Source organism: Stenotrophomonas sp. Ker107b, assembly GCF_053847245.1.
The window spans coordinates 78,507-104,555 of the sequence record NZ_JBSPHX010000004.1; the positions used below are offsets into that span (position 1 = coordinate 78,507).

Below are 26,049 nucleotides of genomic sequence, written 5' to 3' on the forward strand. Positions count from 1 at the left end.
CCAAAGTAGGAAAACGGCCATCGAGCTTTCGCGGAGCTCGCGTTCGAAGCGCACGTACGGTGCACGGTTCGAACCATCTTTCGGAAGACACCAACGGTCTCCGCAGGATTTGGCACCTACGCAGGTCGCTTTCGCGTCTGCGGGCTGCCCCGGCTTCAAAGGGCCTGTCCCTCTGCCGGTCTCGATGGTGGAGCCACGATGCCAGCGCTTCCGGCCCATGTCAATCCCTTCATCGGCATGAAGCGATATATATTCCGGATGATCATCAGTCGCGCATACTCCGGGATCCTCCCTGCCCGGCCGACGCCTTGCGCTGCCTACGTTTCACTGCCCTGACGCTGATGATGATCCCGGTGCTGAACGCCTGGGCCGGCCCGGGGGCGAACTGGCGGAACGGCTGGCGACTCGACCGTCCTGCTGTCGCTACCCCAGCCCAGCGCGCCGCTGGTGTGGAGGCGCCGGCCTTGGCGGTGCTGACCCTGGAAGGGGCTGGCGACCGCTGGCAGGCCCGGGTCGACAACCGCGTGGCCGGGCCGGTCCAGGTCGAACTGCGACCCGCCGCCGGCGCTGCTGCGCTACCGGGGCTCCCCCTTCAGACGGTGGTCGCCGCAGGCGCCAGCGTCGTGGTGACCCACCTGCAGCCGCCGGCCGGCAGTACCGCGATCCGGCTGGATCTGACGGCCGTTCCGGGCGACCCCGGCGCGCGCGCGCAGGACGTCACCTACCAGTTGCCGTTCGATGCCGCCCGCATCCAGGTCAGCCAGGCGCCGCGGGGGCGGTTCAGTCACCACGATGCGGAGAACCGCGAGGCCATCGACTTCGCCCTGCCCGAGGGCACGCCCGTACTCGCGGCGCGGGCAGGAACCGTCATGCAGGTCCAGGCCGGGTATCAGGGCAATGGTCAGAACCGGGACCACGATCTGGGCAGGGCCAACCTGGTGCGGGTGCTGCATGAGGACGGCAGCATGGCCGTGTATGCCCACCTGCGGCACCACGGCGTGCTGGTCCGCCCCGGCGAGCAGGTCCAGGCAGGGCAGCGCATCGGCCTATCGGGCAACACCGGCTACAGCGCCGCGCCGCACCTGCACTTCGCGGTCCAGGTCAATGCCGGGATGCGGCTGCGCTCGATCCCGGCACGGATCGTCAGCCCACACGGCGAGCTGCACTTCGCCCGGACCACGGACGAGGCCGGCGCATCCGCCCTGCCCTGACCCCGGCTACGCCCGCCCCCGTTATACTGGGCGGCTTATCTCCATGAAAAGCGCCCCGGGCGGGCGCGTCACGCCATGTCCGAAGTCGCTACCGAAGCTGCGCGCCGCCGCACCTTCGCCATCATTTCCCATCCTGACGCCGGCAAGACCACGCTGACCGAAAAGCTGCTGCTGTTCGGCGGTGCGATCCAGATGGCCGGTTCGGTCAAGGGCCGCAAGGCCGCGCGCCATGCGACCTCCGACTGGATGGCGCTGGAAAAGGAGCGCGGGATCTCGGTCACCTCCTCGGTGATGCAGTTCCCGTACGAAGGCAAGATCGTCAACCTGCTCGACACCCCCGGCCACGCCGACTTCGGCGAGGACACCTACCGCGTGCTCACCGCGGTGGACTCGGCGTTGATGGTGATCGACGTGGCCAAGGGCGTGGAAGAACGCACCATCAAGCTGATGGAAGTCTGCCGGCTGCGCGACACGCCGATCATGACCTTCATCAACAAGCTCGATCGCGAGGGCAAGGAGCCCATCGATCTGCTGGATGAAGTGGAAAGCGTGCTCGGCATCCAGTGCGCGCCCGTCACCTGGCCGATCGGCATGGGCCAGCGCCTGAAGGGCGTGGTGCATCTGATCAGCGGTGAGGTGCATCTGTATGAGCAGGGCCGCAACTTCACCCGCCAGGATTCGACCATCTTCCCCTCGATCGACTCGCCGGGACTGGCCGAGAAGATCGGTGAGCGCATGCTGGCCGACCTGCGTGACGAGCTGGAGCTGGTGCAGGGCGCCAGCCATCCGTTCGACGTGGAGGCCTATCTGGCCGGCAAGCAGACGCCGGTGTTCTTCGGCTCGGGCGTGAACAACTTCGGCGTGCAGCCGCTGCTGGACTTCTTCGTCGAGCATGCGCCGTCGCCGCAGCCGCGCGCCACCACCGGCCGCGTCATCGCACCGCAGGAAAACAAGCTCACTGGCTTCGTGTTCAAGATCCAGGCGAACATGGACCCGCAGCATCGCGACCGCGTGGCATTCATGCGGGTGTGCTCCGGCCGTTTCGTGGCCGGCATGAAGACCTTCCATGTGCGCACCGGCAAGGAAATGAAGCTGGCCAATGCGCTGACTTTCATGGCCAGCGACCGCGAGATCGCCGCCGAAGCCTGGCCGGGCGATGTGATCGGCATCCACAACCACGGCACGATCTCCATCGGTGACACCTTCACCGAAGGCGAAGCGGTCAGCTTCACCGGCATCCCGAACTTCGCGCCGGAACTGTTCCGCCGCGCCCGCCTGCGCGATCCGCTCAAACTCAAGCAGCTGCAGAAGGGCTTGGCACAGTTGTCCGAAGAGGGCGCGACGCAGTTCTTCCGCCCCCTGATGAGCAACGACCTGATCCTGGGTGCGGTGGGTGTGCTGCAGTTCGATGTGGCCGCTTATCGCTTGAAGGACGAGTACGGCGTGGAAGCCACCTTCGAGCCGGTCAGCGTGACCACGGCGCGCTGGGTCACCTGCAGCAACGAGAAGAAGCTGGAGGAGTTCCGCGAGAAGAACGCAGGCAACCTCAGCATCGATGCCGCCGGCCAGCTGGTGTACCTGGCACCGACGCGCGTCAATCTGCAGCTGGCGCAGGAACGCGCGCCGGACGTGCGCTTCGCGGCCACGCGCGAAGCCGCGCACAGCGTCTCGGTCAGCTGATTGCTCAGCCGATCTATCGGCTGAACGGCCGCGCGTGCATGCGCGGCCCATCTTGGCGATGATAGGGGGGAGCGGGCTCCCCCTCCCCGCACATCCGATCATCGCCATGACCTCTGTCGTTTCCGTTCGAGAAGAAATCGCCAGCGCCCTGACCCACGGGCTTGGCGCCGTTGCTGCACTGGCTGGCAGTGCGGTACTCATCACCCTGGCCGCCATCTATGGCGACGGCTGGCAGCTGGCCAGCGCGATCGTGTTCGGGGTGGCGCTGTTGCTGTTGTATACGGCCTCCACGCTCTATCACGCGATCCAGCATCCGGTCGCGAAGGGCCGGCTGAAGGTGTTCGATCACTGTGCGATCTATCTGTTGATCGCCGGGACGTACACGCCGTTCACGCTGATCGGTCTGCGCGGGGGTCCGTGGGGCTGGGGCATGTTCACGGCGATCTGGGCGCTGGCACTGTTCGGGGTGGTGTTCAAGCTTTTCTATACCGGCCGGTTCAAGCTGTTGTCGACGATCATCTATATCGCGATGGGCTGGATGGTGATGGTGGCGATCAAGCCGATGTGGCATTCGCTGGATGCGTGGACGCTGGGCTGGCTGTTGGCCGGCGGTGTGTTCTATACGCTGGGGACGGTGTTCTATCACCGGGAGTCGGTGCCGTATTCGCATGCGATCTGGCATTTGTTCGTGATCGGCGGGAGTGTGTGTCACTTCGTTGCGGTGACGGCGCAGATTCTCTGACTGCTGTTTTTCTGCCAGGCAAGTGAGACGGCACCCGGACCAGCGAGAGCACGAGCAACAGCAACAGCAAGAGCGAGACCAAGAGCGACTCGGGCGTCAGGAATGCGCCAGGCGGGGTCGGCACGGGTGGGTCGGCGGGACACGCCGTGAATCCGTCCCTGGAGGCTCATGTCGCGCCATCCATGGCGCTCATGGTCCCGCCAACCCACCCGCACCGCCCCGCTCACGGCTGGCTGGTGGCCTGGGAAGATCAAGGTCTGAGCTGGATCAAGTGCCTGGTGCCGCGGTGCATGGCGACGGTCGGCACGCGCCACCCTGACACTACGCTTACCAATGCTTCGCGTTGCCTGCACGATGCAAGGGCAACCATGAGGATGTGAATACTGTCCCGTCCCCTGCTCCGTCCGATGTGTCTTCCCGTTCGCGCTGGCGCTGGCGCCGTCCTGGCAAGCGGGGGCAGCGGTGGTTGGCGATTCTGGTGTTTCTGTTTGCTGCGCTGCTAATACTGATTGCGTTGTGGGATTGGAACTGGTTCAAGGGGCCGGTGGAGCGGGCGGTGCAGGCCAAGACCGGGCGGGAGTTCCATATCCATGGGGATCTGGATGTCGATCTGGGCCGGGTGACGACGGTGCGGGGCGATGGGCTGACCTTTGCGAATGCGACGTGGGCCAAGCAGACGCAGATGGCGACGGCGGATCGGGTGGAAATCGATCTGCGGGTATGGCCGTTGCTGCGTGGGCAGGTGCGGATTCCGGAGATCCGGTTGACGCGGCCGGATCTGTTGCTGGAAACAGCCCCGGAGAAGAGTCAGCCGGGCAATTGGGATTTCCTGGGGCCGAGCGACGGTGATCCGCCGGTGCTGCAGCGGTTGTTGGTCGATGATGGGCGGCTGCAGTTCCGGGATGCGGCGGGCCGGACCGATGTGCTGGTGTCGCTCGACAGTGGCAAGCCACGCGACAAGGACAGTGGTCCGCCGCTGCTGGTGAAGGGCAAAGGACGCTGGCAGGGCAATCCGTTCTCGCTGGAGGGCAACACCGAGTCGCCGTTGGAGCTGACCAATACCGGGCATCCGTTCCGCATCCATCTGGATGGGCGCGCCGGAGATACGCATGCGATCGCCAGTGGGACGTTGACCAATCCATTCCAGCTGCGCGTGTTCGATCTGGAGTTGATGCTGAGCGGGCAGGATATGGAGGATCTGTATCCACTGATCGGGGTCGCCATGCCCTCCACACCGCCTTACAAGCTCAAGGGGCAGCTCAAGCGCGACAACGCGATCTGGCGCTATGAGAATTTCACGGGTACGGCCGGTGACAGTGATCTGGGCGGGACCGCGCAGATCGATGTGAGCGGTGACCGGCCGTTCCTGAAGGCGGATCTGGTGTCCAAGCGGTTGGACTTCGACGATCTGGCCGGGTTCATCGGGGCGCCGCCGAAAACCGGTGCGGGGGAATCGGCCAATGCCGAGCAGAAGGCCCAGGCGGCTGCGCTGGCGGCCCGTGCCAAGGTGCTGCCCGATACGCCTTACAACCTGTCCAAGCTGCGTGCGATGGATGCCGATGTGCGCTGGAAAGCCCAACGGATCAATTCCCCCGTCCTGCCATTGGATGACATGGATGCCCATCTCAAGCTCAACGATGGCCTGCTACGACTGGAACCGTTGAACTTCGGTGTTGCGGGCGGTGATATCCGCAGCACCATCCGCATGGATGCGCGCAAGCAGGCCATCTCCACTCAGTTGCAGGCCACCATCCGCAAGGTGCAGCTGGGCAAGCTGTTCCCGGATGCAACGCTGGCCGAGCAGGCGTCGGGCGGTATCAGCGGTGACGTCAAATTGACGGGCCAAGGCAACTCGGTCGCGGCCATGCTGGGCAGTTCCGATGGCACGGTGGCGATCGGCATCGGCCGCGGCCATGTCGGCAATCTGATCATGGAACTGGCCGGGCTGGATGTGGCCGAGTCAGTGAAGTTCCTGTTCACCGGCGACAAGCAGATTCCGCTGCGCTGTGCGTGGGGCGATTTCGCGGTGGACAACGGCGTGATGCAGTCGCGCTCGCTCGCCTTCGATACCACCGACACCCTCATCCTCGGCGAGGGCAAGGTGGATCTGAAACAGGAACAGCTGGACCTTCTGCTGCGACCGCGCCCGAAGGACATGAGCATCCTGGCGCTGCGCTCGCCACTGCGCATTGGCGGCACCTTCAAGGATCCCTCGTTCCGCCCGGATTTCAAGGCGCTGGGCATCCGCGGGGCGATCGCGCTGGCGCTGGGCAGCATCGCGCCGCCGGCAGCCCTGCTGGCCACGATCGAGACCGGCCCGGGCGAAGACAGCAACTGCGGTGGCCGTTACGCCAAGTAAGCAGATGCGGTCATGGCCGGATGCCGGCCGCTGACCGGCCATCCGGGCAACATCCAGGGTCGCTCAGCCGGCGACGATGTACTGCTGCAGTTGATCGAGTTTCTGCGCCTGTTCGTCGATCACCGATTTGACCAGATCGCCGATCGAGATCACGCCGAGCACGCCCGTGCCGTCGACCACCGGCAGATGCCGGATGCGGTAATCGGTGACCAGTTGCAGGCAGTGTTCCACCTGCTCGCCGGGCGCTACCGTCACTACCTTGGGGGTCATGATCTCGCGCACCTCGGTCGTGCGTGACGAGCGCTCATGCAGGACGATCTTGCGCGCGTAATCGCGCTCGGAGAGGATCCCGACCAGTTGCCGGCCCTCCATCACCAGGACCGCACCGATGCCTTTTTCGGCCATCAGCCGGATGGCGTCGATCACCGCCGATGTCGGCGCTACGGCGAATACCTCAGGGGACTTGCCTTCCAACAGCTGTCGTACCGTGGTCATCTCGCTGCTCTCCACCGATGGGATGCACGGCCGAGTCTGCCACGAACGGCGCCTGCCAGGTGTCAACCAGATACAGCGGGCGCTGTTTGGATTCCTCATAGAGGCGGCCGAGGTATTCACCGATCAGCCCCAGTGCGATCAGCTGGATGCCGCCCAGGAACAGGATCACCGCCATCATGGTCGGCCAGCCCGCGACGCGGTCGCCGTACAGGGCGGCCTTGAGGACGACCACCAGTGCGAACAGGAACGCGAAGCTCGCTGCGGCCAAGCCCAGGTAGGTGGTCGCCCGCAGCGGCGCGGTCGAGAAGCCCGTGATGCCTTCCAGCGCGAAATTCCACAGCCGCCAGACGCTGAACTTGCTTTCGCCCACCAGCCGCGCGTGGCGATGATAGGGCAGCGCCTTGCGGCGGAAACCCACCCAACCGAACAGCCCTTTCATGAACCGGTGGCGTTCACGCAGCTGGCCAAGTGCCTGCAGCGCGCGCGGGGAAAGCAGGCGGAAATCCCCGGTATCGGCGGGAATCGGCGTGTTGGACAGGCGGCCGATCACCCGATAGAACGCCTTCGCGGTTGACCGTTTGAACCAGCTCTCGCCATCGCGTTTCAGGCGCGTGCCATACACGTTGTCATAGCCCTGCTGCCAGAGCGCGACAAACTCGGGAATCAGCTCCGGCGGGTCCTGTCCATCGGCGTCGAGAATCATCACCGCGCCGTCTTCGACGAAATCCAGCCCGGCGGTCAGCGCCGCCTCCTTGCCGAAGTTGCGCGACAGCCGCAGCACCCCGACACGGGGGTCCGTGTCCGCCAACCCCTGCATCACCTCCCACGAGGTATCGGTACTGCCGTCGTCGACATACAGCACCCGGCCATCGATGCCACCCAGGTCGTCGAGCACCGCGCACAGACGCACGTGCAGCATCGGCAGGGCCAAGGCTTCATTGTGGGCGGCAACCACGACGGTCAGGCGTTGGGCGTTCATGCCGCGATTGTAGCGTCAGCCAATCACGTACATGAATGCTCAGTCGTCGCCCAGGTAAGCGTTGCCGCCAAGCTGGCGGGCCTGCCGCTGGATCCAGGCCGCACGGCGCTGCACGTAGGGGCCCGGCTTGGCGGCGTTGTAGCGGCGCGGCGAAGGCAGCACTGCGGCGAGCCGTGCGCTTTCGGCCGGGCTCAGGCGCGAGGCGTCCTTGTTCCAGTACTGCCGGGACGCCGCCTGCGCGCCATAGATGCCGTCGCCGAACTCGGCGATGTTGGCGTACATCTCCAGGATCCGCGACTTGGGCCACAGCGCTTCGATCAACACCGTGTACCAGACCTCCAGGCCCTTGCGGATCCAGCTGCGGCCCTGCCACAGGAACAGGTTCTTGGCGACCTGCTGGCTGATCGTGCTGGCCCCGCGCAGGCGGCCGCCGCGTGCGTTGTGGTCGCGCGCCTTCTCGATGGCCTGCAGGTCAAAGCCGTTGTGCTCCGGGAAGCGCTGGTCCTCGGCAGCCACCAGCGAAATGGGCAGGCTGGGCGCCATCTGGTCCAGGTCACGCCACTGGTAATGCAGGCGGTAGCGCCAATCGCCCTGCCCCAGCGCCTCGCCGTAGCGCCACACCATCACGCTGGACACGGGCGGATCGATGAAGCGCAGGGCCAGTACCTGCAGCACGCTGATGCCGACGAACAGCACCGGCAGCCACAACAGGCGTTTCCAGCGCCAGCGGCGCGGCGGTGACGGTTCCAGGTCCGGCTCGACCTTGAGGTTGCTGCGCTCTGCCCCCATTACTGGTGCATCCTTTACTTGCACGGTTGTCGGCGCATTATCCGGCAACCGGCACTCCTTTCGCGCAGCCACCGAACCGATGACCGCCCAGACCGACACCCTTGCCCGTTTCCTGCTCCCCGATGCCGGCGTCCGCGGCGTGCACGTGCACCTCGATGCGACCTGGCAGGAGATCCTGTCCCACGCTGCCTACCCGCCCGGTGCGGCCGAACTGCTCGGCGAAGCGAGCGTCGCCTCGGCGCTGTTCACCGGCCACACCAAGGTCGATGGCCGGCTGTCCATCCAACTGCGCAGCAATACCGCGCTGCGCACCCTGTTCGCCGAGTGCACGGCCGCTGGCACCCTGCGCGGCATCGTCCAGCTGGCCGACGACGGTGGTGATGCCCCGCGCGATCTGACCGCCCTGGGCGATGATGCGCTGCTGGCGATCACCATCGAGAACCCCGGTCTGGACCCGCGCGAACCGCAGCGTTACCAGAGCCTGGTCGGACTGACCGCGGCCGGCCTGGACGAGGCATTCGAGGATTACTTCCGCCAGTCCGAGCAGCTGCCCACCCGGCTGTTGCTGGCCGCCGATGGCACCCGCGCTGCAGGCCTGCTGCTGCAGAAGCTGCCGGGCGATGAAGGCGACCAGGATGGCTGGTCGCGTGCCAGTGCGCTGTTCGAGACCCTGGGCAAGCAGGAACTGCTGGACGTGCCCGGTCACGACCTGCTGCATCGCCTGTTCCATGAAGAGCACCCGGAACTGCTGGGCGACAAGGCGCTGCGCTTTGCCTGCTCCTGCTCGCGCGAGCGCGTCCAGGGCATGCTGCAGTCGTTGGGCGAAGAGGAAGCACGGGCGGCCGCCGAGCCGACCGGCGCGGTCGAAGTGCGCTGCGAATTCTGCGGGCAGGAGTATCACTTTCCGTTGACGGAATTCGACATACTGTTCCGCGAGATGGATGTATCTTCGCCGGCACCTGAACGGCTTCAGTAATTTTGGTACGAGTTTTGTTCTGGGGAGAACCAAGACTTGTTAAGAAATCATAAACGCCCTAGGATCAATGTCCCGCTTCGGCGGGAACTTGTCATCACCGCGCTTGTCTGAGAGTTCCCATGCATCCCCTTCTGCGTCTACCGCTGGCCCTGATGATCGCCCTTGGCGCGGTCTCGGGCGCGCATGCGCAGGCCAAGGGCAGGCAGGACGGTACGGTGCTGCCGGTCTGGAACAAGGGCAGCGGCAAGGTCGAAGCGCTGCTGTACCTGGAGCCGACCGGCGAACAAGCCGTCGGTGCCCGCTGGCACTTCGGGCGCAGTTCGCTGGATGCGGCCTTTGGGCTGTCCTCCGGTGATTCGCTCGGCCTGCTATGCAACAGCAGTCGCGGCACCAGCATCAGCGGGTTGGCCAGTCATTGCATGCTGGCCACTCTGGGCGATGAAGAAGACACCCCCCTCAGCCGTCGGGTCAGCGGCACCGCCGCCTTCAACCGGCCCGGTGGGCGCGTAGGCATCACCGCCGGCAGCGGCCGTGACACCCTGCCAGCCTGGCTGGCGGGGCCGAACAAATCGCCGTCGCTGCGCGCCGAACAGAACGATCTGACCGTCTTCGGGCAGAAGAACATCGGCCGCGAAGGCTTCGTGTCGATCGGCGGCACGTATGCGAAGGCACGCCTGGTCCCGATCGCGGACGCCTCGCCGGCCATCGTCGACCGCTGGGACAGCAAGAGCCTCACCCTCGGTGCCGGCTATGGCAATTTCAGCGGCAACATCATCGGACGCGTGGTCGATGTTCCGGGTCAGCCCGGCAAGTGGGAAGGCTTGGGCGTCGGCTTGACCTGGCGCACTCCCTGGAGCGGCCAGCTCACCGTAGGTGCCGAGAACGTCGTTACCCGCGGCAAGAATCCGTTCGCTCCGCGCAATGAGAGCACCGACGAAGGCACCGTGCCCTACGTCCGCTACGAGCAGGACCTGTAAGCCCTCGCCGATTGGCCTGCAACGGGCCTGCAATGGCGAACGGGGGATTCCTGCCCCCGACACCTGGATGGAGTGACCGCTGCCTGCCCCACGGCGGCATTGCCGTGCGCGCGTTCACCGTGGCCCTCACTACGTCAGTCATGTAAACGATTCCTAGCATAAGGCGTGCCGAAACGCCCGCTGACGGGGTAATCACGACGCTTCAGGAACGCGGCGCCCGGTCGAGTGCGAGCCCTCACGGCCGCGCATTCAGGCGAAATCGATACAAATCGACATAAAAAATGTGCCAAAAGTCATCACATCTTAGGCACTGCCAATCGGCCCGAAGCACTGATCGAACCCGCAAAGCCATGGGGGACAAGGACTTTGCCGAATTTCACCTAAATCACATGAAGTATTAACGGGTCTTTAATTTCTCCGAATACGTGGTTACTATCGAGTCAGCTTCGCGACTTGGAGACGCCTTTCGTCTCCGCCCCGCAGAAGCCAACTTCGTGTCGTACCCAAGCCCACTTGGAGAGAGAGAGAGCAATGAATTTCAAGCACAACAAGCTGCGTGATGCAGTGGTGATCGCGCTGGTCGCGACGGCGGGCACTGCCACCACCGCTGTCGCCCAGGAGTCGGCATCGCCGACCAACCTCGATCGCATCGAGGTCACCGGTTCCCGCATCCGCTCTGTGGACGTCGAGAACTCCCAGCCGGTCTTCATCATGGACCGCGCTGCGATCGAAAAGCAGGGTCTGACCTCGGTCGCCGATGTGCTCCAGCGCATCTCGGCCAACGGCGCCGGTCTGAACACCAACTTCAACAACGGCGGTGACGGCTCGTCCACCATCAGCCTGCGTAACCTGGGTTCGGAACGCACCCTGGTGCTGGTGAACGGCCGCCGCTGGGTGTCCAACACCTCCGGTTCGGTGGATCTGAACACCATCCCGGCCTCCATCATCGAACGCGTTGAAGTGCTGAAGGACGGCGCCTCGTCGGTCTACGGTTCCGACGCCATCGCCGGCGTGGTCAACCTGATCACCCGCGGCGATTACGAAGGTGCGGAAGTCAACGCCTACGTCGGCCAGTACGGCCAGGGCGACGGTCAGCGCACCTCGTTCGACGCCACCGTCGGCACCAGCAGCGATCGCGGCAACCTGGTCATCAGCGTGTCGCGCGTTGAAGAAGACGCCGTCTCCGCCGGTGACCGCGCCATCTCGGCCGTGCCGGAATTCGGCCGCGGCAGCGCCACGTACAGCAGCTACTCGGCCAACGGCAAGATCAACGCCTCGGCAGCTGCAGGCGGCAATCTGGCCCTGCGCCCGGGCGCCATCGCCAGCGGTCTGGCCAGCGATCCGTACTACGCGCTGAACCAGTACATCCCGTACACCAGCGACTTCAACTACAACTTCGCCAAGGACAATTACCTGGCGACCCCGCAGAAGCGTAGTGCTCTGTTCGCGCAGGGCAGCTACAACCTGTCGGACAACATCACCTTCAAGATGGATGCGCTGTACAACGAGCGTCGCTCGGCCCAGCAGCTGGCCGGCTTCCCGCTGAGCACCATCAACACCGGCCTGAGCCTGAGCGGCGACAGCTACTACAACCCCTACAACGCCGCTTACGGCGGTGATGGGCGTGATGTCAGCTGGACCCACCGTCTGACCGAAGCGTCGCGTCTGTACGACCAGAACACCAAGACCAGCCACGTCTATCTGGGCCTGGATGGCTTCTTCGAGTTCGCCGGCCGCCAGTTCAACTGGGATGCCGGTTACGCGTTCAACAAGACCAACGAAGTTGAGACCCAGGTGGGCGACGCCAACCTGCTGTCGCTGGAAGCTGCCCTCGGCGCGTCCGAAGTGCGTGGCGGCCGCGTGGTCTGCGTTGACGGCCCGGGCGGCGACATCATCAGCGGCTGCACCCCGTTCAACCCGCTGTCGCCGGCCGGTGGCGTGAGCCAGGAGATGCTGGACTACATCCTGTTCACCGCACACAACACCTACCAGTACCGCAACGAAAGCGTCACCGCGAACCTGTCCGGTGAACTGTTCGAACTGCCGGCTGGCTGGCTGAGCTTCGCGGCTGGTTTCGAACACCGCAAGGAAAGCGGCTATTCCTCGCCGGACGCCTTCATCGCCAACGGCCTGACCTCGGGTAACTCCTTCACCGCGACCTCCGGCGAGTACTCGCTGGATGACGCGTACATCGAAGTGGCGATCCCGCTGCTGAAGGACCTGCCGGGTGCCCAGCTGCTGGAACTGAATGCTGCCACCCGTTACTCGGACTACAGCAACTTCGGCAACACGCTGAACAGCAAGTTCGGCTTCAAGTGGAAGCCGCTGGACGAAGTGCTGGTCCGTGGTAACTGGGCCGAAGGCTTCCGTGCACCGTCGATCACCAATCTGTACCGTGGTGACTCCGACACCTTCGCCACCTACTCCGATCCCTGCTCGGGCGACGGTCGCTTCGCCGGCAACGCTGGCGTGCAGGCCAACTGCGCCGCCCGCGGCGTCCCGGCTGGCTTCGTGGCCGATTACAACAGCGGCGGCGGCGTCAACGGTGGCCAGACCATCTATCCGTTCACCCTTGGCGGCAACCCGGATCTGACCCCGGAAACCGCCACCAGCAAGACGCTGGGCGTGGTGTACAGCCCGTCCTGGGCGACCGGCCTGAACATCTCGCTGGACTGGTGGTCCATCGAGCTGGAAAACCGCATCAGCAGCTTCGCGGCCAACACGATCCTGGACAAGTGCTACGTTGACAACATCTCCAGCTACTGCGACCTGATCACCCGTGATGCGACCGGTCTCGTGACCGGCATGTTCATCGGCCCGATCAACGCCGGCTTCCAGGAACTGGAAGGTTACGACCTGACCGTGAAGTACCGCCTGGCAGACACCAGCGTCGGCACCTTCGGCTTCACCCTCGATTCCACCTACGTCACCAAGAACCGCTCGCGCGATTCGACGCAGGACGACTGGGAAGCGCTGAACGGCAAGTACTTCGAGTCCGATCCGTACTGGCGCCTGCGTGGCAACCTGACCACCGACTGGACCTACGGTGATTTCAGCGCCAGCTGGATGATCCGCTACCGTTCGGGCCTGACCGAAGATGTGAGCGAAGGCACGCTGGAATCGATCACGTACCACGATCTGCAGCTGAGCTACAACCTGCCGTGGAATGCGACCGTGCGCGTCGGTGCCAACAACATCTTCGCCAAGGACCCGCCGGTCACGCTGGATGCGTTCGCCAACTCGTTCGACCCGCAGTACGACATCCCGGGTCGTTACATGTACATGCAGTACACCCAGCGCTTCTGATGGGTCTGAGGTAGTAGCAACCGCTTGAGGATGGCCCGGTTCGCCGGGCCATCCTTTTTTCCTTCCAGGACCGAGGATGAGCTCCATGAAAAAAAGGATGTTGACCGGCCTGCTGCTGGCGTTCGCCGTCTCCGGCGCCGCTTGGGCGCAGGGCAAGAGCGTGATCGATCTCAACCACTCGTTCGCCGAACAACGCAAGACGGTCATGGCCGATCTTGAGAGCGACAAATATCGCGAAATCTCGCTGGAACAGAAGAGCTCGGTGGTGGCGGCGCTCAACCGCATCCAGGCCAAGCTCGGCACGGCCGACGATGTCTCGCGCCTGCACCAAAACGACCGCGTTGCGGTCATGAACGACCAGTCGCAGATCAATACGATCCTCACGCAGGCCGCCGCGGACAGCCGCCTGGTGTGTCGCCGCGAGAAGACCATCGGCAGCAACCTGCCGCAGAACAACTGCCTCACCGTCGCCGAACGCGCCCGCCTGAAGCTGCGCGCGCAGGACGACACCGTCCGTGCGCAACAGCGGATCGGTCAGAGCCAGAAGTAAGTAAACGCACTACCGCTGATACGCAAAGGCCTGCCCCTGATCGGGGCAGGCCTTTTTTATGCATGTGATGACCAGGCGCGCCGCGCCTCCCTCACCCGATCGGAATCAACGTCTCGATCACATGCTCCACGTAGGCCTCGAAATCTTCGCGCGCCTGCTTGGGCTGCTGCAGCTGCAGCGACAACTGCAGGAAGCCGACATAGGCGGCATAGGCCAGGCGTGCACGATGCTGCGCGTCGGTACGGCTCAGGCCGGCCTGGCGGAACGAGGCGACCAGATACTCCAGCCGGCGATGCGAAACGCGGTCGATGACCGGGCGCACCATCGGGTGATCGAGCGCCTTGAGCAGCTCGCTGTAGATGATGTGCGGCTGCACTTCATGCGCCACCACCTGGAACAGCTGGCGCAGACGCACGCGCGGGTCGGTCACATCGGCCAGGCTGCCGAACACCTGTTCCTGCTCGAACAGTTCCCAGCGCTCCAGTGCGGCCTGCAGCAATGCATCGCGCGAGGGGAAGTGCCAATAGAAGCTGCCCTTGGTGACACCGAGGCGACGCGCCAGCGGCTCCACCGCGACCGCGCCCACGCCTTGTTCGGCAATCAGATCCAGTGCGGCCTGGGCCCAGTCTTCTGCACTGAGGCGGCTGTTGCGGCCGGCACGTGGCTCGCCGGCGGAAGCTTCGGGTTCATTCATAGGTGGATTTAACCATACGCCGGGGTTGGTTGCAGTATGTGTATCGGTACAGGACCGCTTCGCGCCTGCTGGCACAAGGGATGGGGCCACCATACTCCGAAGTATTGACATCGCACAGGGCAGGTCCATACTAGCGAGTATGGTCACTCCTTCTTCTACCCTGCCCCGCTTTGACGATGAGCGACTGACCGGCGCGCATGACGCCGTGCTCGCAGCCACGCGTTCGGGCCAAGGGCGCCGCGGCACCGTCCTGTTCGCCCACGGCTTCGGCCAGACCCGGCATGCCTGGAACGCCACCGCGAACGCGCTGGTCGACGCCGGCTACCAGACCCTGGCCTATGACGCGCGCGGCCACGGCGATTCCGACTGGAACCCGGCCGACCTTGCGTATCACGGTGAACAGTTCGCCGATGATCTGATCGTGCTGGCCGGTGAACAGCCGCAGCCGCCGATCCTGATCGCCGCCTCGATGGGCGGTCTGTTCGGCCTGCTCGCCGAGTCGCGCTGGCCGGGTCTGTTTTCGGCGATGGTGCTGGTGGACATCACCCCACGCTGGGATACCGCCGGTGTCGAAAAGATCCTGATGTTCATGACCGCGCACCCGGAAGGCTTCGCGTCGCTGTCCCAGGCCGCCGACGTGATCTCCTCCTACCTGCCACACCGCCCGCGCAAGTCTGAAGATTCCCTGCGCGCATTGCTGCGCGAGGACGGCCACGGCCGCTGGCGCTGGCATTGGGACCCGCGCCTGGTCGCCGAACTGGCGCGTGACAGCGAACACCACCAGGACGCGCTTGCCGACGCGACGCGCCAGGTGAAATGCCCATTGCTGCTGGTCAGCGGTGGCCGCAGTACCCTCGTCACCCCGCAGACGGTGGCCGAGTTCCTCGCGTTGGTGCCACACGCACGCCACGTGCAGTTGCCGGAGGCCACGCACATGGTCGCCGGTGATGACAACAACGCCTTTACCGCTACTGTGTTGGACTATCTGGACGTGTTGCCCTCGGCCTCCGCCGTCGCATCGTCCGCCATTACCGAGCACGTCACCGGAGCACGCTCATGAGCATTGTCGTTCCCTTCCTCGCGATCCTCCTGGCAGGTGCGTTCGTCGCCTACCACCGGATGCGCCTGATCACCTGGACGATCATCAGCCTGGTGCTGCTGGCCGCCTGCTGGTTCATCCCGTACGTCAACCAGACCGCCACCATCGTGGCTGCGGCCATCGTCGCGGTGATCGCCGTGCCGCTGCTGCTGCCCTTCATCCGCAAGCCGCTGCTGACCGCGCCGATGATGAAGGTGTTCCGCAAGGTGCTGCCGCCGCTGTCGCAGACCGAGCGCATCGCGCTGGAAACCGGCTCGGTCGGTTTCGAAGGCGAGCTGTTCACCGGTGATCCGGACTGGAACATCCTGCTCAACTACCCCAAGCCGCAGCTCACTGCTGAGGAACAGGCGTTCCTGGATGGCCCGGTCGAAGAGCTGTGCAAGATGGTCAACGACTGGGAAATCACCCACGTCTACGCCGACCTGCCGCCGGAGCTGTGGAGCTTCATCAAGAAGAACAAGTTCTTCGGCATGATCATTCCGAAGGAATACGGCGGCCTGGGCTTCAGCGCGCTGGCCCACCACAAGGTCATCCAGAAGCTGGCCTCGGTGTCGAGCGTGGTCAGCTCCACCGTCGGCGTGCCCAACTCGCTGGGCCCGGGTGAACTGCTCAACCATTACGGCACCCAGGAACAGAAGGACCAGTACCTGCCGCGCCTGGCCGATGGCCGTGAAGTGCCGTGCTTTGGCCTGACCGGTCCGTTCGCCGGCTCGGACGCCACCTCGATTCCCGATTACGGCATCGTCTGCAAGGGCGAGTGGAACGGCGAGCAGGTGCTCGGCGTCAAGCTCACCTTCGACAAGCGCTACATCACGCTGGCCCCGGTGGCCACGCTGATCGGCCTGGCCTTCCGCATGTACGATCCGGACGGCCTGATCGGCAGCACCCGCGACATCGGCATCACGCTGGCGCTGCTGCCGCGTGACACCGCCGGTGTGGAAATCGGCCGCCGCCACTTCCCGCTCAACTCGACCTTCCAGAACGGCCCGATCCGCGGCAAGGATGTGTTCATCCCGCTGACCCAGCTGATCGGCGGCGCCGAGAAGGCCGGCAAGGGCTGGAACATGCTCAACGAGTGTCTGGCCGTGGGCCGCTCGATCACCCTGCCCTCCACCGCCAGTGGCGGTGCCAAGGCCGGCGCGGTGGTGACCGGTGCCTACGCGCGCATCCGCAAGCAGTTCGGCCTGTCGGTCGGTCGCTTCGAGGGCGTCGAAGAAGCGCTGGCCCGCATCGGTGGCAAGGCCTACGCGATCAGCGCGCTGTGCCAGGCCACGGCGGCTGCGGTGGACCGCGGCGACGTGCCGTCGGTGCCGTCGGCCATCGCCAAGTACCACTGCACCAGCATGAGCCGTGAAGTGATCTCGGACGTGATGGATGTGATCGGCGGCAAGGGCATCATCCTGGGGCCGCGCAACTTCGCCGGCCGCAGCTGGCAGGCCGCGCCGATTGCGATCACGGTGGAGGGTGCCAACATCATGACCCGCAGCCTGCTGATCTTCGGCCAGGGTGCCATCCTCTGCCACCCGTGGGTACTGAAGGAAATGAAGGCCGCGCAGGATCCGGACACCCGTGCCGGCCTGCAGGAATTCGACCGCAGCCTGTTCGGCCACATCCGCTACGGCATCTCCAACGCCGTGCGTTCGTTCTGGTTCGGCCTGACCGGTGCCCGTTTCGGTGCCGCCCCGGGCGATGCCTACACCCGCCGCTACTTCCGCAAGCTGGACCGTTACTCGGCCAACCTGGCGCTGATGGCCGACATCTCGATGATGACGCTCGGCGGCAAGCTGAAGTTCAAGGAATCGCTGTCCGGCCGCCTGGGCGATGTGCTGAGCCACATCTACATGACCAGCGCCATGCTCAAGCGTTACCACGACGAAGGCGCACCGGTGGCCGACCAGCCGCTGCTGGCCTGGGCCTTCCATGACAGCGTGCACAAGATCGAAGAGTCGCTGTCGGCCGCCCTGCGCAACTTCCCGGTGCGTCCGATCGGCTGGCTGATGTGGGCGCTGATCTTCCCGTTCGGCCGCCGTGCCGAGGCCCCGGGCGACCGTCTGGGCCATCGCGTCGCCGCGCTGCTGATGGCGCCCAACGAAGCCCGCGACCGTCTGGCCAGTGGCGTGTTCCTGACCCCGTGCGAGAACAACCCGGGTGGCCGCATCAACAGCTACCTGTCCAAGGCGATCATGGCCGAGCCGGTGGAGCGCAAGTTCATCAAGGCGCTCAAGACCAAGGGCATCGAAGCGCTGGACTTCGTTACCCAGCTGGACGAAGCCGTGGCCGAAGGCGTGATCACCCAGGACGAGCGCACCCTGCTCGAGGAGCTGCGCACGCTCACGCTGGAAACGATCACCGTGGACGACTTCGATCCGGAAGAACTGCGCTCGGCGGGCTACTACAAGCGTGCCCAGCAGGACGCGCAGTCCGAAGCTGCCTGATCCCGATCCTGGCACCAGGTAAACGACAACGGCGGACTTCGGTCCGCCGTTTCTTTAGGGAGATCTCCGATGTCCGCTCCACTGCTCACGCTTTATCGCCGCATGCAGCGCTGGCCTGCCGGCAACTGGCTGTTCTCGCGCGCGGTGTGTTTCAAGGCACCCTACTTCGCCAGCATCGCCCCGCGCATCACCCTGCTTGAACCGGGCCGCTGCGAAGGCCGCATCGCGCACCGCCGCAAGGTCACCAACCACATCGGCACGGTGCACGCGATCGCACTGTGCAACCTGGCCGAGCTCACCGCCGGGCTGATGGTGGATGCCTCGCTGCCCAAGGGCATGCGCTGGATCCCGAAGGGCATGGAGGTGCAGTACCTGGCCAAGGCGACGGGCACCCAGCATGCCGTGGCCACGCCGGAGCAGCCGATCGTGGCGGCCGAGGCGGGTTACGCGCTGCCGGTGAAGGTGCAGGTGCTCGATGACGCCGGCACGGCGGTGTTCGAGGCCCGGATCGCGATGTGGGTGTCGCCGGTCAAGCGATGATCGTTGGCGCAGCCACCCATGGGGTGGCTCTACATCCGATCCGTCTGTCGCAGGAAGCGCCACGCCATGCGTGGCTGTCGCCTGTCAGGCCGGCACCATCCACCATGCCGCCACGGCCAGGATCGCCGGCACAGCCTGGATGAAGAAGATCCGCTTGTTGACGCTGTACGCGCCATAGCAGCCGGCCACGATCACGCAGCCCAGCATGAAGTTCACCAGCATCGGCAGGTGATCGAACAGGCCCCAGAACAGGCCCGCGGCGAGGAAGCCGTTGTACAGCCCCTGATTGGCCGCCAGCACCCGCGTGGCCTGCGCTTTTTCCGGCGTATTGCGGAAGGTCTTCAATCCCAGCGGCTTGGTCCACAGGAACATTTCCAGGACCAGGAAGTACACGTGCAGCAGGGCGACCAGCAAGGTCAGTGACAGCGCGATCCAATACATGGGCAGGCTTCCAGAACGTAATGCAGAGAGCTTACTCCGGGCGCTCGCCCGGCAGCTTCTTTTCTTCGCGCAGCACGCCGAGGGCGGCAATGGTCATGGCACCGGCCACGACCAGGCCACCGACGAACACGATGTGCGAGCCGAACAGGGACAGCCCCTTGTGGACCCAGGCGAAGGTCAGGTCGCCACCGCGGTAGACCACGGTGTCGATGGCCGCGCCGGCCTTGTATCGCCACTCGCGGTCCACACGGGTATAGATCGTCTCGCGCGCCGGCTTGGCCAGTGAGAATTCGCTGGCGCGGGTCATCACCTGCACCATCGCCACCATCAGCGGCAGCGGCGAGGCAGCCAGGATCGAGAACCCGATGATGATGGCGGCACCTGGAATCAGCAGCGCCGGGGCGATGCCAAACCGCGACAGCAACCAGCGCGTGAAGCCGAGCTGGATGATCAGGGTCAGCGTGTTCACCGCCAGATCCACGCGCGAGAAGAATGCCGTGCTTGCCGCGGCATCGGGGTACAGGCGGCGCACGATCGAGGCCTGCTCGTTGTAAAGCATCGTGCCCACGCCCACGCCGAACAGCACCAGCACGGCCAGCCAGCGCAGCAGCGGCTCACGCACGATCAGCTTCAGGCCGTCCAGCACGCTGCCGCCCATCGGGGTTTCACCTGACACCAGCTGCTGCTCCTGCTCCCGCGCCACTGCCCACAACCGCAGCCGCCAGATGCAGACCAGGCAGGCACTCAGAAAGCCGGCCGAGACCAGCATCAGGTTGGCAATACCCACCCGCTCCACCAGCACCGCAGTGATGATCGGCCCCAAGAACGCACCGAGAGTGCCTGCCGCGCCGATGTAGCCGTATACCTCGCGTGCCTGGGCGTTGGAGAACACGTCGGCCATGAAGCTCCAGAACACTGCCACCGCAAACAGGTTGAACACGGCCGCCCAGAAGAAGAACGCCATGCCACGCCCCGGCACGCCACTGTCGAACAGCAGGTAGAAGCCCAGCAGGGAAACGATGAAGAAACCATACACCGCGGGCAGGAATATCCGCCGCGGATAGCGGCTGACCACCGCGCCGTAGAGCGGCTGCAGCAACAGCATGATGAAGAACACCCCGGTGAACAGGAACTGCAGCACGAAGTCCTGTACCGCGATGCCATGCGCACTGAGCCAGTCGATCAGTACCGGCGGGAACACCGCCTTCGCGTCGGCCGAGGCAGCCATTGCCTCGCGCACCGGGCGTAGCACGTAGTAGCCGCTCAAGAGGCAGAAGAAGTACAGGCACGCCCAGATCAGGGGCGGCGACTGCCGCAGCGCCCCACGCAGGCCCGATTGCACCGGTGCTGCTGCGGCAGCACTCATCGCACCCACTCCCGGCTTGGGCGGCGTGACAACGGCGGCATCGTGGAAACTCCGGGCAGTAAAGCGCGCAAGGTAAACGATGCACCGCAACATCGCCAGCCTCCGGCACGCCCATCGGCGCAACGCTGCGTGGCGCACCCCGCAGCCCCTGCCTGCCCCAACCTGTCTTATGCTCGGTGCGCACCCCGGCAAGGAGCGGCATGTACGACTACATCGTGATTGGAGCCGGCTCTGCCGGCTGCGTGCTGGCCCACCGGCTCAGCGAAGACCCGGCCTGCCGGGTACTGCTGCTGGAAGCGGGCCCACGCGATACCAACCCCTTCATCCATATGCCGGCCGGCCTGGCGCGGCTGGTCAACAACCGCCGCATCAACTGGAATCTGGAGACTGCGCCCGAGCCTGGGCTGGACGGCCGTCGCCTGTGGTGGCCGCGCGGCAAGGTGCTGGGCGGCTCGAGTTCGATCAATGCGATGTGCTACGTGCGCGGCGTGCCGGCCGACTACGACGGCTGGGAAGCGGGTGGCGCCACCGGCTGGGGCTGGGACCAGGTGCTGCCCTGGTTCCTGCACAGCGAGCGCAACAGCCGCGGTGCCAGCGCGCTGCACGGCGCCGCAGGACCGCTGTCGGTGTCCGACCTGCGCCACCACAATCCCCTCTCGGCTGCGTTCATCGCCGCCGCTCAACAAGCCGGCCATCCCCACAATGCGGACTTCAACGGTGACCAGCAGCTCGGCGTAGGGCTGTACCAGGTCACCCAGCGCGACGGTGCGCGGTGTTCGAGCGCGGACGCCTACCTGCGCCCGGCACGCCACCGACGCAACCTGACGGTGCTCACCGGCGCGCAGGCGACCGCGCTGAGCTTCGAGGGCACGACAGCGACCGGCGTGCACTATCGACGTGGCCGCCACCACCTCCATGCACGCGCGGCGGCCGAGGTGATCCTCAGCGCCGGCGCCATCCATTCCCCGCACCTGCTGATGCTCTCCGGCATCGGCGAGGCGGACACGTTGCGTTGCCACGGCATCACCCCGCGCGTGGATCTGCCCGGTGTCGGCCGCAACCTGCAGGACCACCTGGACATCTGCACCGTCGTGCACACCACACCCGGCGTCAGCTACGACCGCAGCAACGAGCTGCGCATCGCGGTGGACTACTTTCTGCGCGGTCGTCGCGGTGCCGGCACCAGCAACCTGGCTGAGGCCGGCGGCTTCGCCCGCTCATCGCTGGCCACCGATACCGGTGCCGACATCCAGTTCCATTTCGTCCCGGCGATGCTGGACAACCACGGCCGACACCGGCTGCCGGGCGATGGCTACACGCTGCATGCCTGCCCGCTGCACCCGCGCAGCCGCGGGCAGCTGCGTCTGCGTGATGCTGATGCACGCTCACCGCCGCGCATCCACGCCAACTACCTCGGCGATGCGGACGGTCACGACCTGAAAATGATGCTCGAATGCGCGCGCCTGTCGGCCCGGATACTGCACCAGCCCGCCTTCGACCGTTGGCGCGGCGCGCCGGTCTTCCCCCCGCACGACGCGCTGGACGACGCCGCACTGGAAGCCTTCATCCGGGCCAAGGCCGAGACCATCTACCACCCGGTCGGCACCTGCGCGATGGGGCAACATGCCGAGGCCGTGGTCGATCCGACCCTGCGCGTGCATGGCACGCAGCGGCTGCGGGTGGTGGACGCATCGGTGATGCCGCGCCTGGTCAGCGGGAACACCAACGCCCCGACCCTGATGATCGCCGAGCGTGCCGCCCATTGGATCCGGACCGCTGCAACTGCCTGAACAGGGGTGCGCTGGACCGTCCTTACCGCGCGGGTGACGGATCCTTTGGAGATCGGCAAAACCCGCGTATTTTCAATGCGATACGCATTCATCTTCGTTTCGTTTGTGCAATCACGAAAAGCGGCGCTAGAATCGGTCACAGCAGTCGCGCACGGGCACCCACACGATGAACCAGAACAACAGGCGCCGACCGATCCGTTCGGCGGCAACCGGGTTGTTGGGCATGTTGATGCCCATCGCCATGTCTTCCACTGCACAGACACCTGCCGCTGCGCCCGCCGGGTTCCCGGTCAATATCGAGGAATCGGCGCCGAGCGCCGCCCCGCATACCCAGCCTGCCGCGTATCGCACCACGCCGGCCGGCCTGAAAGTGCAGCCGCCCGCGCAGAGCTTCAACGTGGCCTCGATCGAATCGATGGCGCAGCAGCTCACCTACGGCGAGCGCGTGCCCGGCATGGCCGTTGCGATCGTCCAGGGTGGCCGCGTACTCAGCGCGCGCGGCTACGGCGTCACCGACGTCAACAACCCGCAGCAGGTCGATGCCCACACCGTGTTCCGGCTGGCCTCGCTGTCCAAGGCCTTCGCCGGCACCATGGCCGGCCTGCTGGTCAACGATGGCACCCTGCGCTGGGACAGCAAGGTTACCGACTACGTGCCCGGCTTCCAGTTGAGCACGCCCGAAGCGACCGAGCGCCTGACCGTGGCCGATCTGCTCAGCCACCGCGTTGGCCTGCCCTACAACGCCTACGACCGCGACGTCGAAGCCAACGCCGAGTACTACACGCTCACCCACAAGCTGGCGGCCACCTCGCTCAAGTGCCTGCCCGGCGACTGCTATGCCTACCAGAACGTGGCCTTCAGCCTGATCGGTGATGTGGTCTACGCCGCCTCCGGCAGCTTCTACGAACAGTCCGTCGAGCGCCGCCTGTTCAAGCCGCTGGGCATGGATGACGCCAGCCTCGGCCTGGCCGGCATCCAGGCCAGCTCGCGCTGGGCGCGCCCGCACGTGCGCAGCCGCAACGGCTGGGTCGCGCTGACGCCCAAGCCGACCTATTACCGCCTCGCCCCGGCCGCCGGCGTCAATGCCAGTGCCAGCGACATGGCGCAGTGGCTGCTGGCACACACCGGCCATCGCCCCGACGTCCTGCCCGCTCCGTTGCTGGCCACGCTGCACGCCAGCCTGATCAGCACCCCCGGTGAGATGCGCTCGGGCTGGCGCCGCGAACGCCTGAACTCGGCCGGCTACGCGCTCGGCTGGCGCACCTTCGATTACGCCGGCCATGAAGTGATCTTCCACGCCGGTGCCGTCCAGGGTTACCGCGGTCTGGTCGCGCTGGTGCCCGAACGCGACCTCGGCATCGCCATCATGTGGAATGGTGAAAGCAGCCTGCCCAGCGGCCTGCTGCCCACCGTACTGGACCAGGCCATGGGCCTGCCGACCCAGCGCTGGCTGGACGTGGACACCGACTTCGGCAGCGACAGCCTGATGGCCGAGGATGCCGCCCCGCAAGGCAAGCGCAAGGGCGTGTCGTCGAACCGCGCGGTCGCTTCACCGCGCTGATCCTGCCTGCACGTGGCATCGAAAAAGGCGGCCGGATGGCCGCCTTTTTTGTGGTTTTTGGTACCGCCCATAAAAAAACTCCTTCCCCGCTGGGCTGCCAGGGAAGGAGTCTCAGGTACGGCTATCGGGAAAAACTCAGATCAGCGGTGCCGGGGTTGCCGGCAGTGCGACCGGTGCGGCCTTCTTCTTGCGAACGGCCGGCTTGCGCTTCGCGACCTTCTTCACTGCCTTCTTCGCGGATGCCTTCTTGGCCGGAGCCTTGCGGGCAGTCGCCTTCTTGGCGGTGGCCTTCTTGGCTACCTTGCGGGTGGCCTTTTTGGCGGTCTTCTTCGCGGTCTTCTTGGCAGCCTTCTTCGGAGCGGCCTTCTTGGCTACCTTGCGGGTCGCCTTCTTGGCCGTCTTCTTTACCGCCTTCTTCGCGGTCTTCTTGGCAGCTGCCTTCTTTGCAGTCTTCTTGACGGCCTTCTTCGCCGTCTTCTTTACTGCCTTCTTCGCGGTCTTCTTGGTGGCGGCCTTCTTCGCAGTCTTCTTCACTGCCTTCTTTGCCGTCTTTTTCACTGCTGCCTTGCGAGCGGTCGCCTTCTTGGCCGCCTTCTTCACCGTCTTCTTGGCAGCCGCCTTCTTGGCTACCTTCTTCACGGCCTTCTTGGCAGTCGCCTTTTTAGCGACCTTCTTGGCTGCCTTTTTGGCGGCCGGCTTTTTCTTCGCAGCTTTCTTGGTTGCCATGGGATGGCTCCTCGTCAGTGATCTATGGAGTGGAAACGCCCAGGTAAAGCAAACCCGCCGTTGCTGCGTCGCGGGGACCGCCGTCGCGTCATGCGCGTCGTGACGGATACGGTGACACCCGCCGCATGTGGCCAGGCAGGTATCGAAGAGGAAAGGAACTTGCGGTTCGCCGGAGGAAGCGAAGCCATCTCCACCGTCATGGGACGCGAGGTGGATGTCCAGGTTGTGCTTCGCGACTTGATGTCGATTCTGCTCACTCTGTTCGCAGGCAAGGTCTGCTGAGGCGAAACCTAATCACGCTTTTTTTCACTGTCAACAACCCCGGCGAAAAATTTTCACACCGGCGCCTTGCGGCGCGCCCCTTGCCGTACCCGTCAGCGCCCCGACCAGACCGCCATGCCACCGCCAGCGCGAACACCCCGCGCAATCAAACGCTGACAACCCAGAAAAGAAAAACACTTAAAAGAAGCACTTTCGTGTAGCGACATCGCAACATCGCCGTGCGCCGTCCCGCAACGCCACGCGCGCATCGCATCCGATTACCCCCGCCACGGGACTCCCCGTGCGCACCTTAAACAGACCGCAAAACTTTTCACATCTGCCCGCGCTTTTTTCGACCCGATTCGCGTAACTGCGCAAACTTTTGGCCGTTCGGGACCGACATGTTCGCGCCTGGCGTTCGCCATTGAACGTCGCCGCACGCCGACTTGGATGCCTGCTCGGCGTCCCGTCGGCGCGTCGCCGCAGACCAGATCACCGGCGCGCATCAGCACCGAACCGATCGTCATGCACCTGCCGTCGCGACCACCCCCCATCGCACGCGCACTGCAATCCTCACGCACTACTAACGCGATCGGCGCGCGCCCAGGTGAGCGGGCAAAAAAAAACGGCCGCACCCAGGCGGCCGTTCTTCAGCGGAAACGACGATCAGTGATCTTCGTTTTCCAGCAGCTCAGCGTAGTCGTCCGGACCCAGCAGGTCGTTGACTTCGTCCAGGCCGGCCACTTCGACGACATAGATCCAGCCGTCGCCGTAGGCGTCTTCGTTGATGGTTTCCGGCTTGTCGCTCAGGGCCGAATTGACCTCGACCACCGTGCCGGTGATCGGGCTGTACACGTCCGAAGCGGCCTTGACCGACTCGACCACGGCCGCCTGTTCGCCGGCCTTGACCTCCTGGCCAACCTCCGGCAATTCAACATAGACCAGGTCGCCAAGCAGGCCCTGGGCGTGGTCGGAAATACCGACGGTGACGCGGCCGCTGCCTTCAACGCGTGCCCACTCGTGGGACTTGAGGAATTTGAGGTCGCCGGGGATCTCGCTCATGGGACTGCTC

The 26,049-nt window shown here is 65.1% G+C and carries 22 protein-coding genes and 1 riboswitch; of the genes, 14 read left to right on the forward strand and 8 right to left on the reverse strand.

The features are described 5' to 3' along the window. Positions 1-70 precede the first annotated feature (70 nt). A riboswitch (SAM riboswitch) is annotated at positions 71-191 on the reverse strand. A gap of 150 nt (positions 192-341) precedes the next feature. From ACWV8V_RS17615 to ACWV8V_RS17630, 4 genes are all read left to right on the forward strand, one after another. Continuing rightward, positions 342-1,211: a M23 family metallopeptidase gene (locus tag ACWV8V_RS17615; protein ID WP_455900435.1), complete on the forward strand. Its 870-nt coding sequence runs from the start codon at positions 342-344 to the stop codon at positions 1,209-1,211. A 75-nt stretch (positions 1,212-1,286) separates the two neighbouring features. Continuing rightward, positions 1,287-2,891: a peptide chain release factor 3 gene (locus tag ACWV8V_RS17620; protein WP_123730457.1), complete on the forward strand. Its 1,605-nt coding sequence runs from the start codon at positions 1,287-1,289 to the stop codon at positions 2,889-2,891. A 106-nt stretch (positions 2,892-2,997) separates the two neighbouring features. Beyond that, entirely contained in the window at positions 2,998-3,633 is a 636-nt protein-coding gene (trhA, locus tag ACWV8V_RS17625; protein ID WP_088432947.1) for a PAQR family membrane homeostasis protein TrhA, read from the forward strand. 376 nt (positions 3,634-4,009) lie between these two features. Then, on the forward strand, positions 4,010-5,992 hold the full coding sequence (locus ACWV8V_RS17630) for an AsmA family protein (RefSeq protein WP_455900347.1): 1,983 nt from the start codon (positions 4,010-4,012) through the stop codon (positions 5,990-5,992). A 63-nt stretch (positions 5,993-6,055) separates the two neighbouring features. Here the strand turns inward: ACWV8V_RS17630 and ACWV8V_RS17635 are convergent, their stop codons facing one another. From ACWV8V_RS17635 to mtgA, 3 genes are read right to left on the reverse strand one after another with little or no spacing between them, the layout of a single operon-like run. Further along, positions 6,056-6,487, reverse strand: a complete 432-nt coding sequence (locus ACWV8V_RS17635) for a CBS domain-containing protein (protein WP_123730455.1) — start codon at positions 6,485-6,487, stop codon at positions 6,056-6,058. Continuing rightward, on the reverse strand, positions 6,447-7,466 hold the full coding sequence (locus ACWV8V_RS17640) for a glycosyltransferase family 2 protein (protein WP_455900348.1): 1,020 nt from the start codon (positions 7,464-7,466) through the stop codon (positions 6,447-6,449). The genes ACWV8V_RS17635 and ACWV8V_RS17640 overlap by 41 nt, the downstream gene beginning before the upstream one ends. Positions 7,467-7,505: 39 nt before the next feature. Then, positions 7,506-8,255, reverse strand: a complete 750-nt coding sequence (mtgA, locus tag ACWV8V_RS17645; RefSeq protein WP_455900349.1) for a monofunctional biosynthetic peptidoglycan transglycosylase — start codon at positions 8,253-8,255, stop codon at positions 7,506-7,508. A 79-nt stretch (positions 8,256-8,334) separates the two neighbouring features. Here mtgA and hslO point away from each other — a divergent pair, with 79 nt between their 5' ends. The 4 genes from hslO to ACWV8V_RS17665 all read left to right on the forward strand — a co-directional run bounded on the left by hslO (position 8,335) and on the right by ACWV8V_RS17665 (position 14,064). Further along, the gene (gene hslO, locus ACWV8V_RS17650) at positions 8,335-9,231 is read left to right on the forward strand and encodes an Hsp33 family molecular chaperone HslO (RefSeq protein ID WP_259259465.1); all 897 of its coding nucleotides are present in this window, start codon (positions 8,335-8,337) and stop codon (positions 9,229-9,231) included. A gap of 152 nt (positions 9,232-9,383) precedes the next feature. After that, positions 9,384-10,208, forward strand: coding sequence for an XOO1806 family protein (locus ACWV8V_RS17655; protein ID WP_259259644.1), 825 nt, complete (start codon positions 9,384-9,386; stop codon positions 10,206-10,208). Between the two features lie 531 nt (positions 10,209-10,739). Beyond that, complete coding sequence (locus tag ACWV8V_RS17660) at positions 10,740-13,514, forward strand: TonB-dependent receptor (RefSeq protein ID WP_259259464.1); 2,775 nt, start codon at positions 10,740-10,742, stop codon at positions 13,512-13,514. A gap of 85 nt (positions 13,515-13,599) precedes the next feature. Then, positions 13,600-14,064 (forward strand): hypothetical protein, encoded by a 465-nt coding sequence (locus ACWV8V_RS17665; protein WP_455900350.1) that lies wholly within the window; start codon positions 13,600-13,602, stop codon positions 14,062-14,064. Positions 14,065-14,155: 91 nt separating this feature from the next. On the opposite strand, the gene ACWV8V_RS17670 is transcribed toward ACWV8V_RS17665, so the two are convergent. Then, positions 14,156-14,758 carry a TetR/AcrR family transcriptional regulator gene (locus tag ACWV8V_RS17670; RefSeq protein WP_123730448.1) on the reverse strand — a complete coding sequence of 201 codons (603 nt, stop codon included), beginning with the start codon at positions 14,756-14,758 and terminating at the stop codon, positions 14,156-14,158. Positions 14,759-14,897: 139 nt separating this feature from the next. Here ACWV8V_RS17670 and ACWV8V_RS17675 point away from each other — a divergent pair, with 139 nt between their 5' ends. From ACWV8V_RS17675 to ACWV8V_RS17685, 3 genes are all read left to right on the forward strand, one after another. Continuing rightward, positions 14,898-15,818 (forward strand): alpha/beta fold hydrolase, encoded by a 921-nt coding sequence (locus tag ACWV8V_RS17675; protein WP_455900351.1) that lies wholly within the window; start codon positions 14,898-14,900, stop codon positions 15,816-15,818. Further along, positions 15,815-18,292 carry an acyl-CoA dehydrogenase gene (locus tag ACWV8V_RS17680; RefSeq protein WP_455900352.1) on the forward strand — a complete coding sequence of 826 codons (2,478 nt, stop codon included), beginning with the start codon at positions 15,815-15,817 and terminating at the stop codon, positions 18,290-18,292. The genes ACWV8V_RS17675 and ACWV8V_RS17680 overlap by 4 nt, the downstream gene beginning before the upstream one ends. A gap of 69 nt (positions 18,293-18,361) precedes the next feature. After that, complete coding sequence (locus ACWV8V_RS17685) at positions 18,362-18,832, forward strand: hotdog fold domain-containing protein (protein ID WP_455900353.1); 471 nt, start codon at positions 18,362-18,364, stop codon at positions 18,830-18,832. A gap of 84 nt (positions 18,833-18,916) precedes the next feature. Here ACWV8V_RS17685 and ACWV8V_RS17690 read toward each other — a convergent pair whose 3' ends face one another. Together ACWV8V_RS17690 and ACWV8V_RS17695 are read right to left on the reverse strand one after the other, a co-directional pair. Next, positions 18,917-19,273 carry a DUF1304 domain-containing protein gene (locus ACWV8V_RS17690; RefSeq protein ID WP_121038995.1) on the reverse strand — a complete coding sequence of 119 codons (357 nt, stop codon included), beginning with the start codon at positions 19,271-19,273 and terminating at the stop codon, positions 18,917-18,919. A gap of 31 nt (positions 19,274-19,304) precedes the next feature. Continuing rightward, on the reverse strand, positions 19,305-20,639 hold the full coding sequence (locus ACWV8V_RS17695; protein ID WP_455900354.1) for an NTP/NDP exchange transporter: 1,335 nt from the start codon (positions 20,637-20,639) through the stop codon (positions 19,305-19,307). Between the two features lie 200 nt (positions 20,640-20,839). Between ACWV8V_RS17695 and ACWV8V_RS17700 the strand changes: the two genes are divergently transcribed. Together ACWV8V_RS17700 and ACWV8V_RS17705 are read left to right on the forward strand one after the other, a co-directional pair. Then, complete coding sequence (locus ACWV8V_RS17700; RefSeq protein ID WP_455900355.1) at positions 20,840-22,429, forward strand: GMC family oxidoreductase; 1,590 nt, start codon at positions 20,840-20,842, stop codon at positions 22,427-22,429. Between the two features lie 166 nt (positions 22,430-22,595). After that, the gene (locus ACWV8V_RS17705) at positions 22,596-23,990 is read left to right on the forward strand and encodes a serine hydrolase domain-containing protein (RefSeq protein WP_123730442.1); all 1,395 of its coding nucleotides are present in this window, start codon (positions 22,596-22,598) and stop codon (positions 23,988-23,990) included. A gap of 135 nt (positions 23,991-24,125) precedes the next feature. Here the strand turns inward: ACWV8V_RS17705 and ACWV8V_RS17710 are convergent, their stop codons facing one another. Beyond that, positions 24,126-24,716 (reverse strand): histone, encoded by a 591-nt coding sequence (locus ACWV8V_RS17710; RefSeq protein WP_123730441.1) that lies wholly within the window; start codon positions 24,714-24,716, stop codon positions 24,126-24,128. 90 nt (positions 24,717-24,806) lie between these two features. On the opposite strand from ACWV8V_RS17710, the gene ACWV8V_RS17715 reads away from it, so the two are divergent. Further along, positions 24,807-24,998 (forward strand): hypothetical protein, encoded by a 192-nt coding sequence (locus tag ACWV8V_RS17715; protein WP_020424295.1) that lies wholly within the window; start codon positions 24,807-24,809, stop codon positions 24,996-24,998. A 645-nt stretch (positions 24,999-25,643) separates the two neighbouring features. Here ACWV8V_RS17715 and gcvH read toward each other — a convergent pair. Beyond that, entirely contained in the window at positions 25,644-26,039 is a 396-nt protein-coding gene (gene gcvH / locus ACWV8V_RS17720) for a glycine cleavage system protein GcvH (protein WP_123730439.1), read from the reverse strand. Positions 26,040-26,049 lie beyond the last annotated feature (10 nt).

Excerpts from the sequence above, each read along its gene's own strand:
- ACWV8V_RS17615 (WP_455900435.1), top strand. The coding sequence starts at position 342 with ATGATGATCCCGGTGCTGAACGCCTGGGCCGGCCCGGGGGCGAACTGG.
- ACWV8V_RS17620 (WP_123730457.1), top strand. The coding sequence starts at position 1,287 with ATGTCCGAAGTCGCTACCGAAGCTGCGCGCCGCCGCACCTTCGCCATC.
- trhA (WP_088432947.1), top strand. The coding sequence starts at position 2,998 with ATGACCTCTGTCGTTTCCGTTCGAGAAGAAATCGCCAGCGCCCTGACC.
- ACWV8V_RS17635 (WP_123730455.1), bottom strand. The coding sequence starts at position 6,487 with ATGACCACGGTACGACAGCTGTTGGAAGGCAAGTCCCCTGAGGTATTC.
- ACWV8V_RS17640 (WP_455900348.1), bottom strand. The coding sequence starts at position 7,466 with ATGAACGCCCAACGCCTGACCGTCGTGGTTGCCGCCCACAATGAAGCC.
- mtgA (WP_455900349.1), bottom strand. The coding sequence starts at position 8,255 with ATGGGGGCAGAGCGCAGCAACCTCAAGGTCGAGCCGGACCTGGAACCG.
- hslO (WP_259259465.1), top strand. The coding sequence starts at position 8,335 with ATGACCGCCCAGACCGACACCCTTGCCCGTTTCCTGCTCCCCGATGCC.
- ACWV8V_RS17655 (WP_259259644.1), top strand. The coding sequence starts at position 9,384 with ATGATCGCCCTTGGCGCGGTCTCGGGCGCGCATGCGCAGGCCAAGGGC.
- ACWV8V_RS17660 (WP_259259464.1), top strand. The coding sequence starts at position 10,740 with ATGAATTTCAAGCACAACAAGCTGCGTGATGCAGTGGTGATCGCGCTG.
- ACWV8V_RS17665 (WP_455900350.1), top strand. The coding sequence starts at position 13,600 with ATGAAAAAAAGGATGTTGACCGGCCTGCTGCTGGCGTTCGCCGTCTCC.
- ACWV8V_RS17670 (WP_123730448.1), bottom strand. The coding sequence starts at position 14,758 with ATGAATGAACCCGAAGCTTCCGCCGGCGAGCCACGTGCCGGCCGCAAC.
- ACWV8V_RS17675 (WP_455900351.1), top strand. The coding sequence starts at position 14,898 with ATGGTCACTCCTTCTTCTACCCTGCCCCGCTTTGACGATGAGCGACTG.
- ACWV8V_RS17680 (WP_455900352.1), top strand. The coding sequence starts at position 15,815 with ATGAGCATTGTCGTTCCCTTCCTCGCGATCCTCCTGGCAGGTGCGTTC.
- ACWV8V_RS17685 (WP_455900353.1), top strand. The coding sequence starts at position 18,362 with ATGTCCGCTCCACTGCTCACGCTTTATCGCCGCATGCAGCGCTGGCCT.
- ACWV8V_RS17690 (WP_121038995.1), bottom strand. The coding sequence starts at position 19,273 with ATGTATTGGATCGCGCTGTCACTGACCTTGCTGGTCGCCCTGCTGCAC.
- ACWV8V_RS17695 (WP_455900354.1), bottom strand. The coding sequence starts at position 20,639 with ATGAGTGCTGCCGCAGCAGCACCGGTGCAATCGGGCCTGCGTGGGGCG.
- ACWV8V_RS17700 (WP_455900355.1), top strand. The coding sequence starts at position 20,840 with ATGTACGACTACATCGTGATTGGAGCCGGCTCTGCCGGCTGCGTGCTG.
- ACWV8V_RS17705 (WP_123730442.1), top strand. The coding sequence starts at position 22,596 with ATGAACCAGAACAACAGGCGCCGACCGATCCGTTCGGCGGCAACCGGG.
- ACWV8V_RS17710 (WP_123730441.1), bottom strand. The coding sequence starts at position 24,716 with ATGGCAACCAAGAAAGCTGCGAAGAAAAAGCCGGCCGCCAAAAAGGCA.
- ACWV8V_RS17715 (WP_020424295.1), top strand. The coding sequence starts at position 24,807 with ATGCGCGTCGTGACGGATACGGTGACACCCGCCGCATGTGGCCAGGCA.
- gcvH (WP_123730439.1), bottom strand. The coding sequence starts at position 26,039 with ATGAGCGAGATCCCCGGCGACCTCAAATTCCTCAAGTCCCACGAGTGG.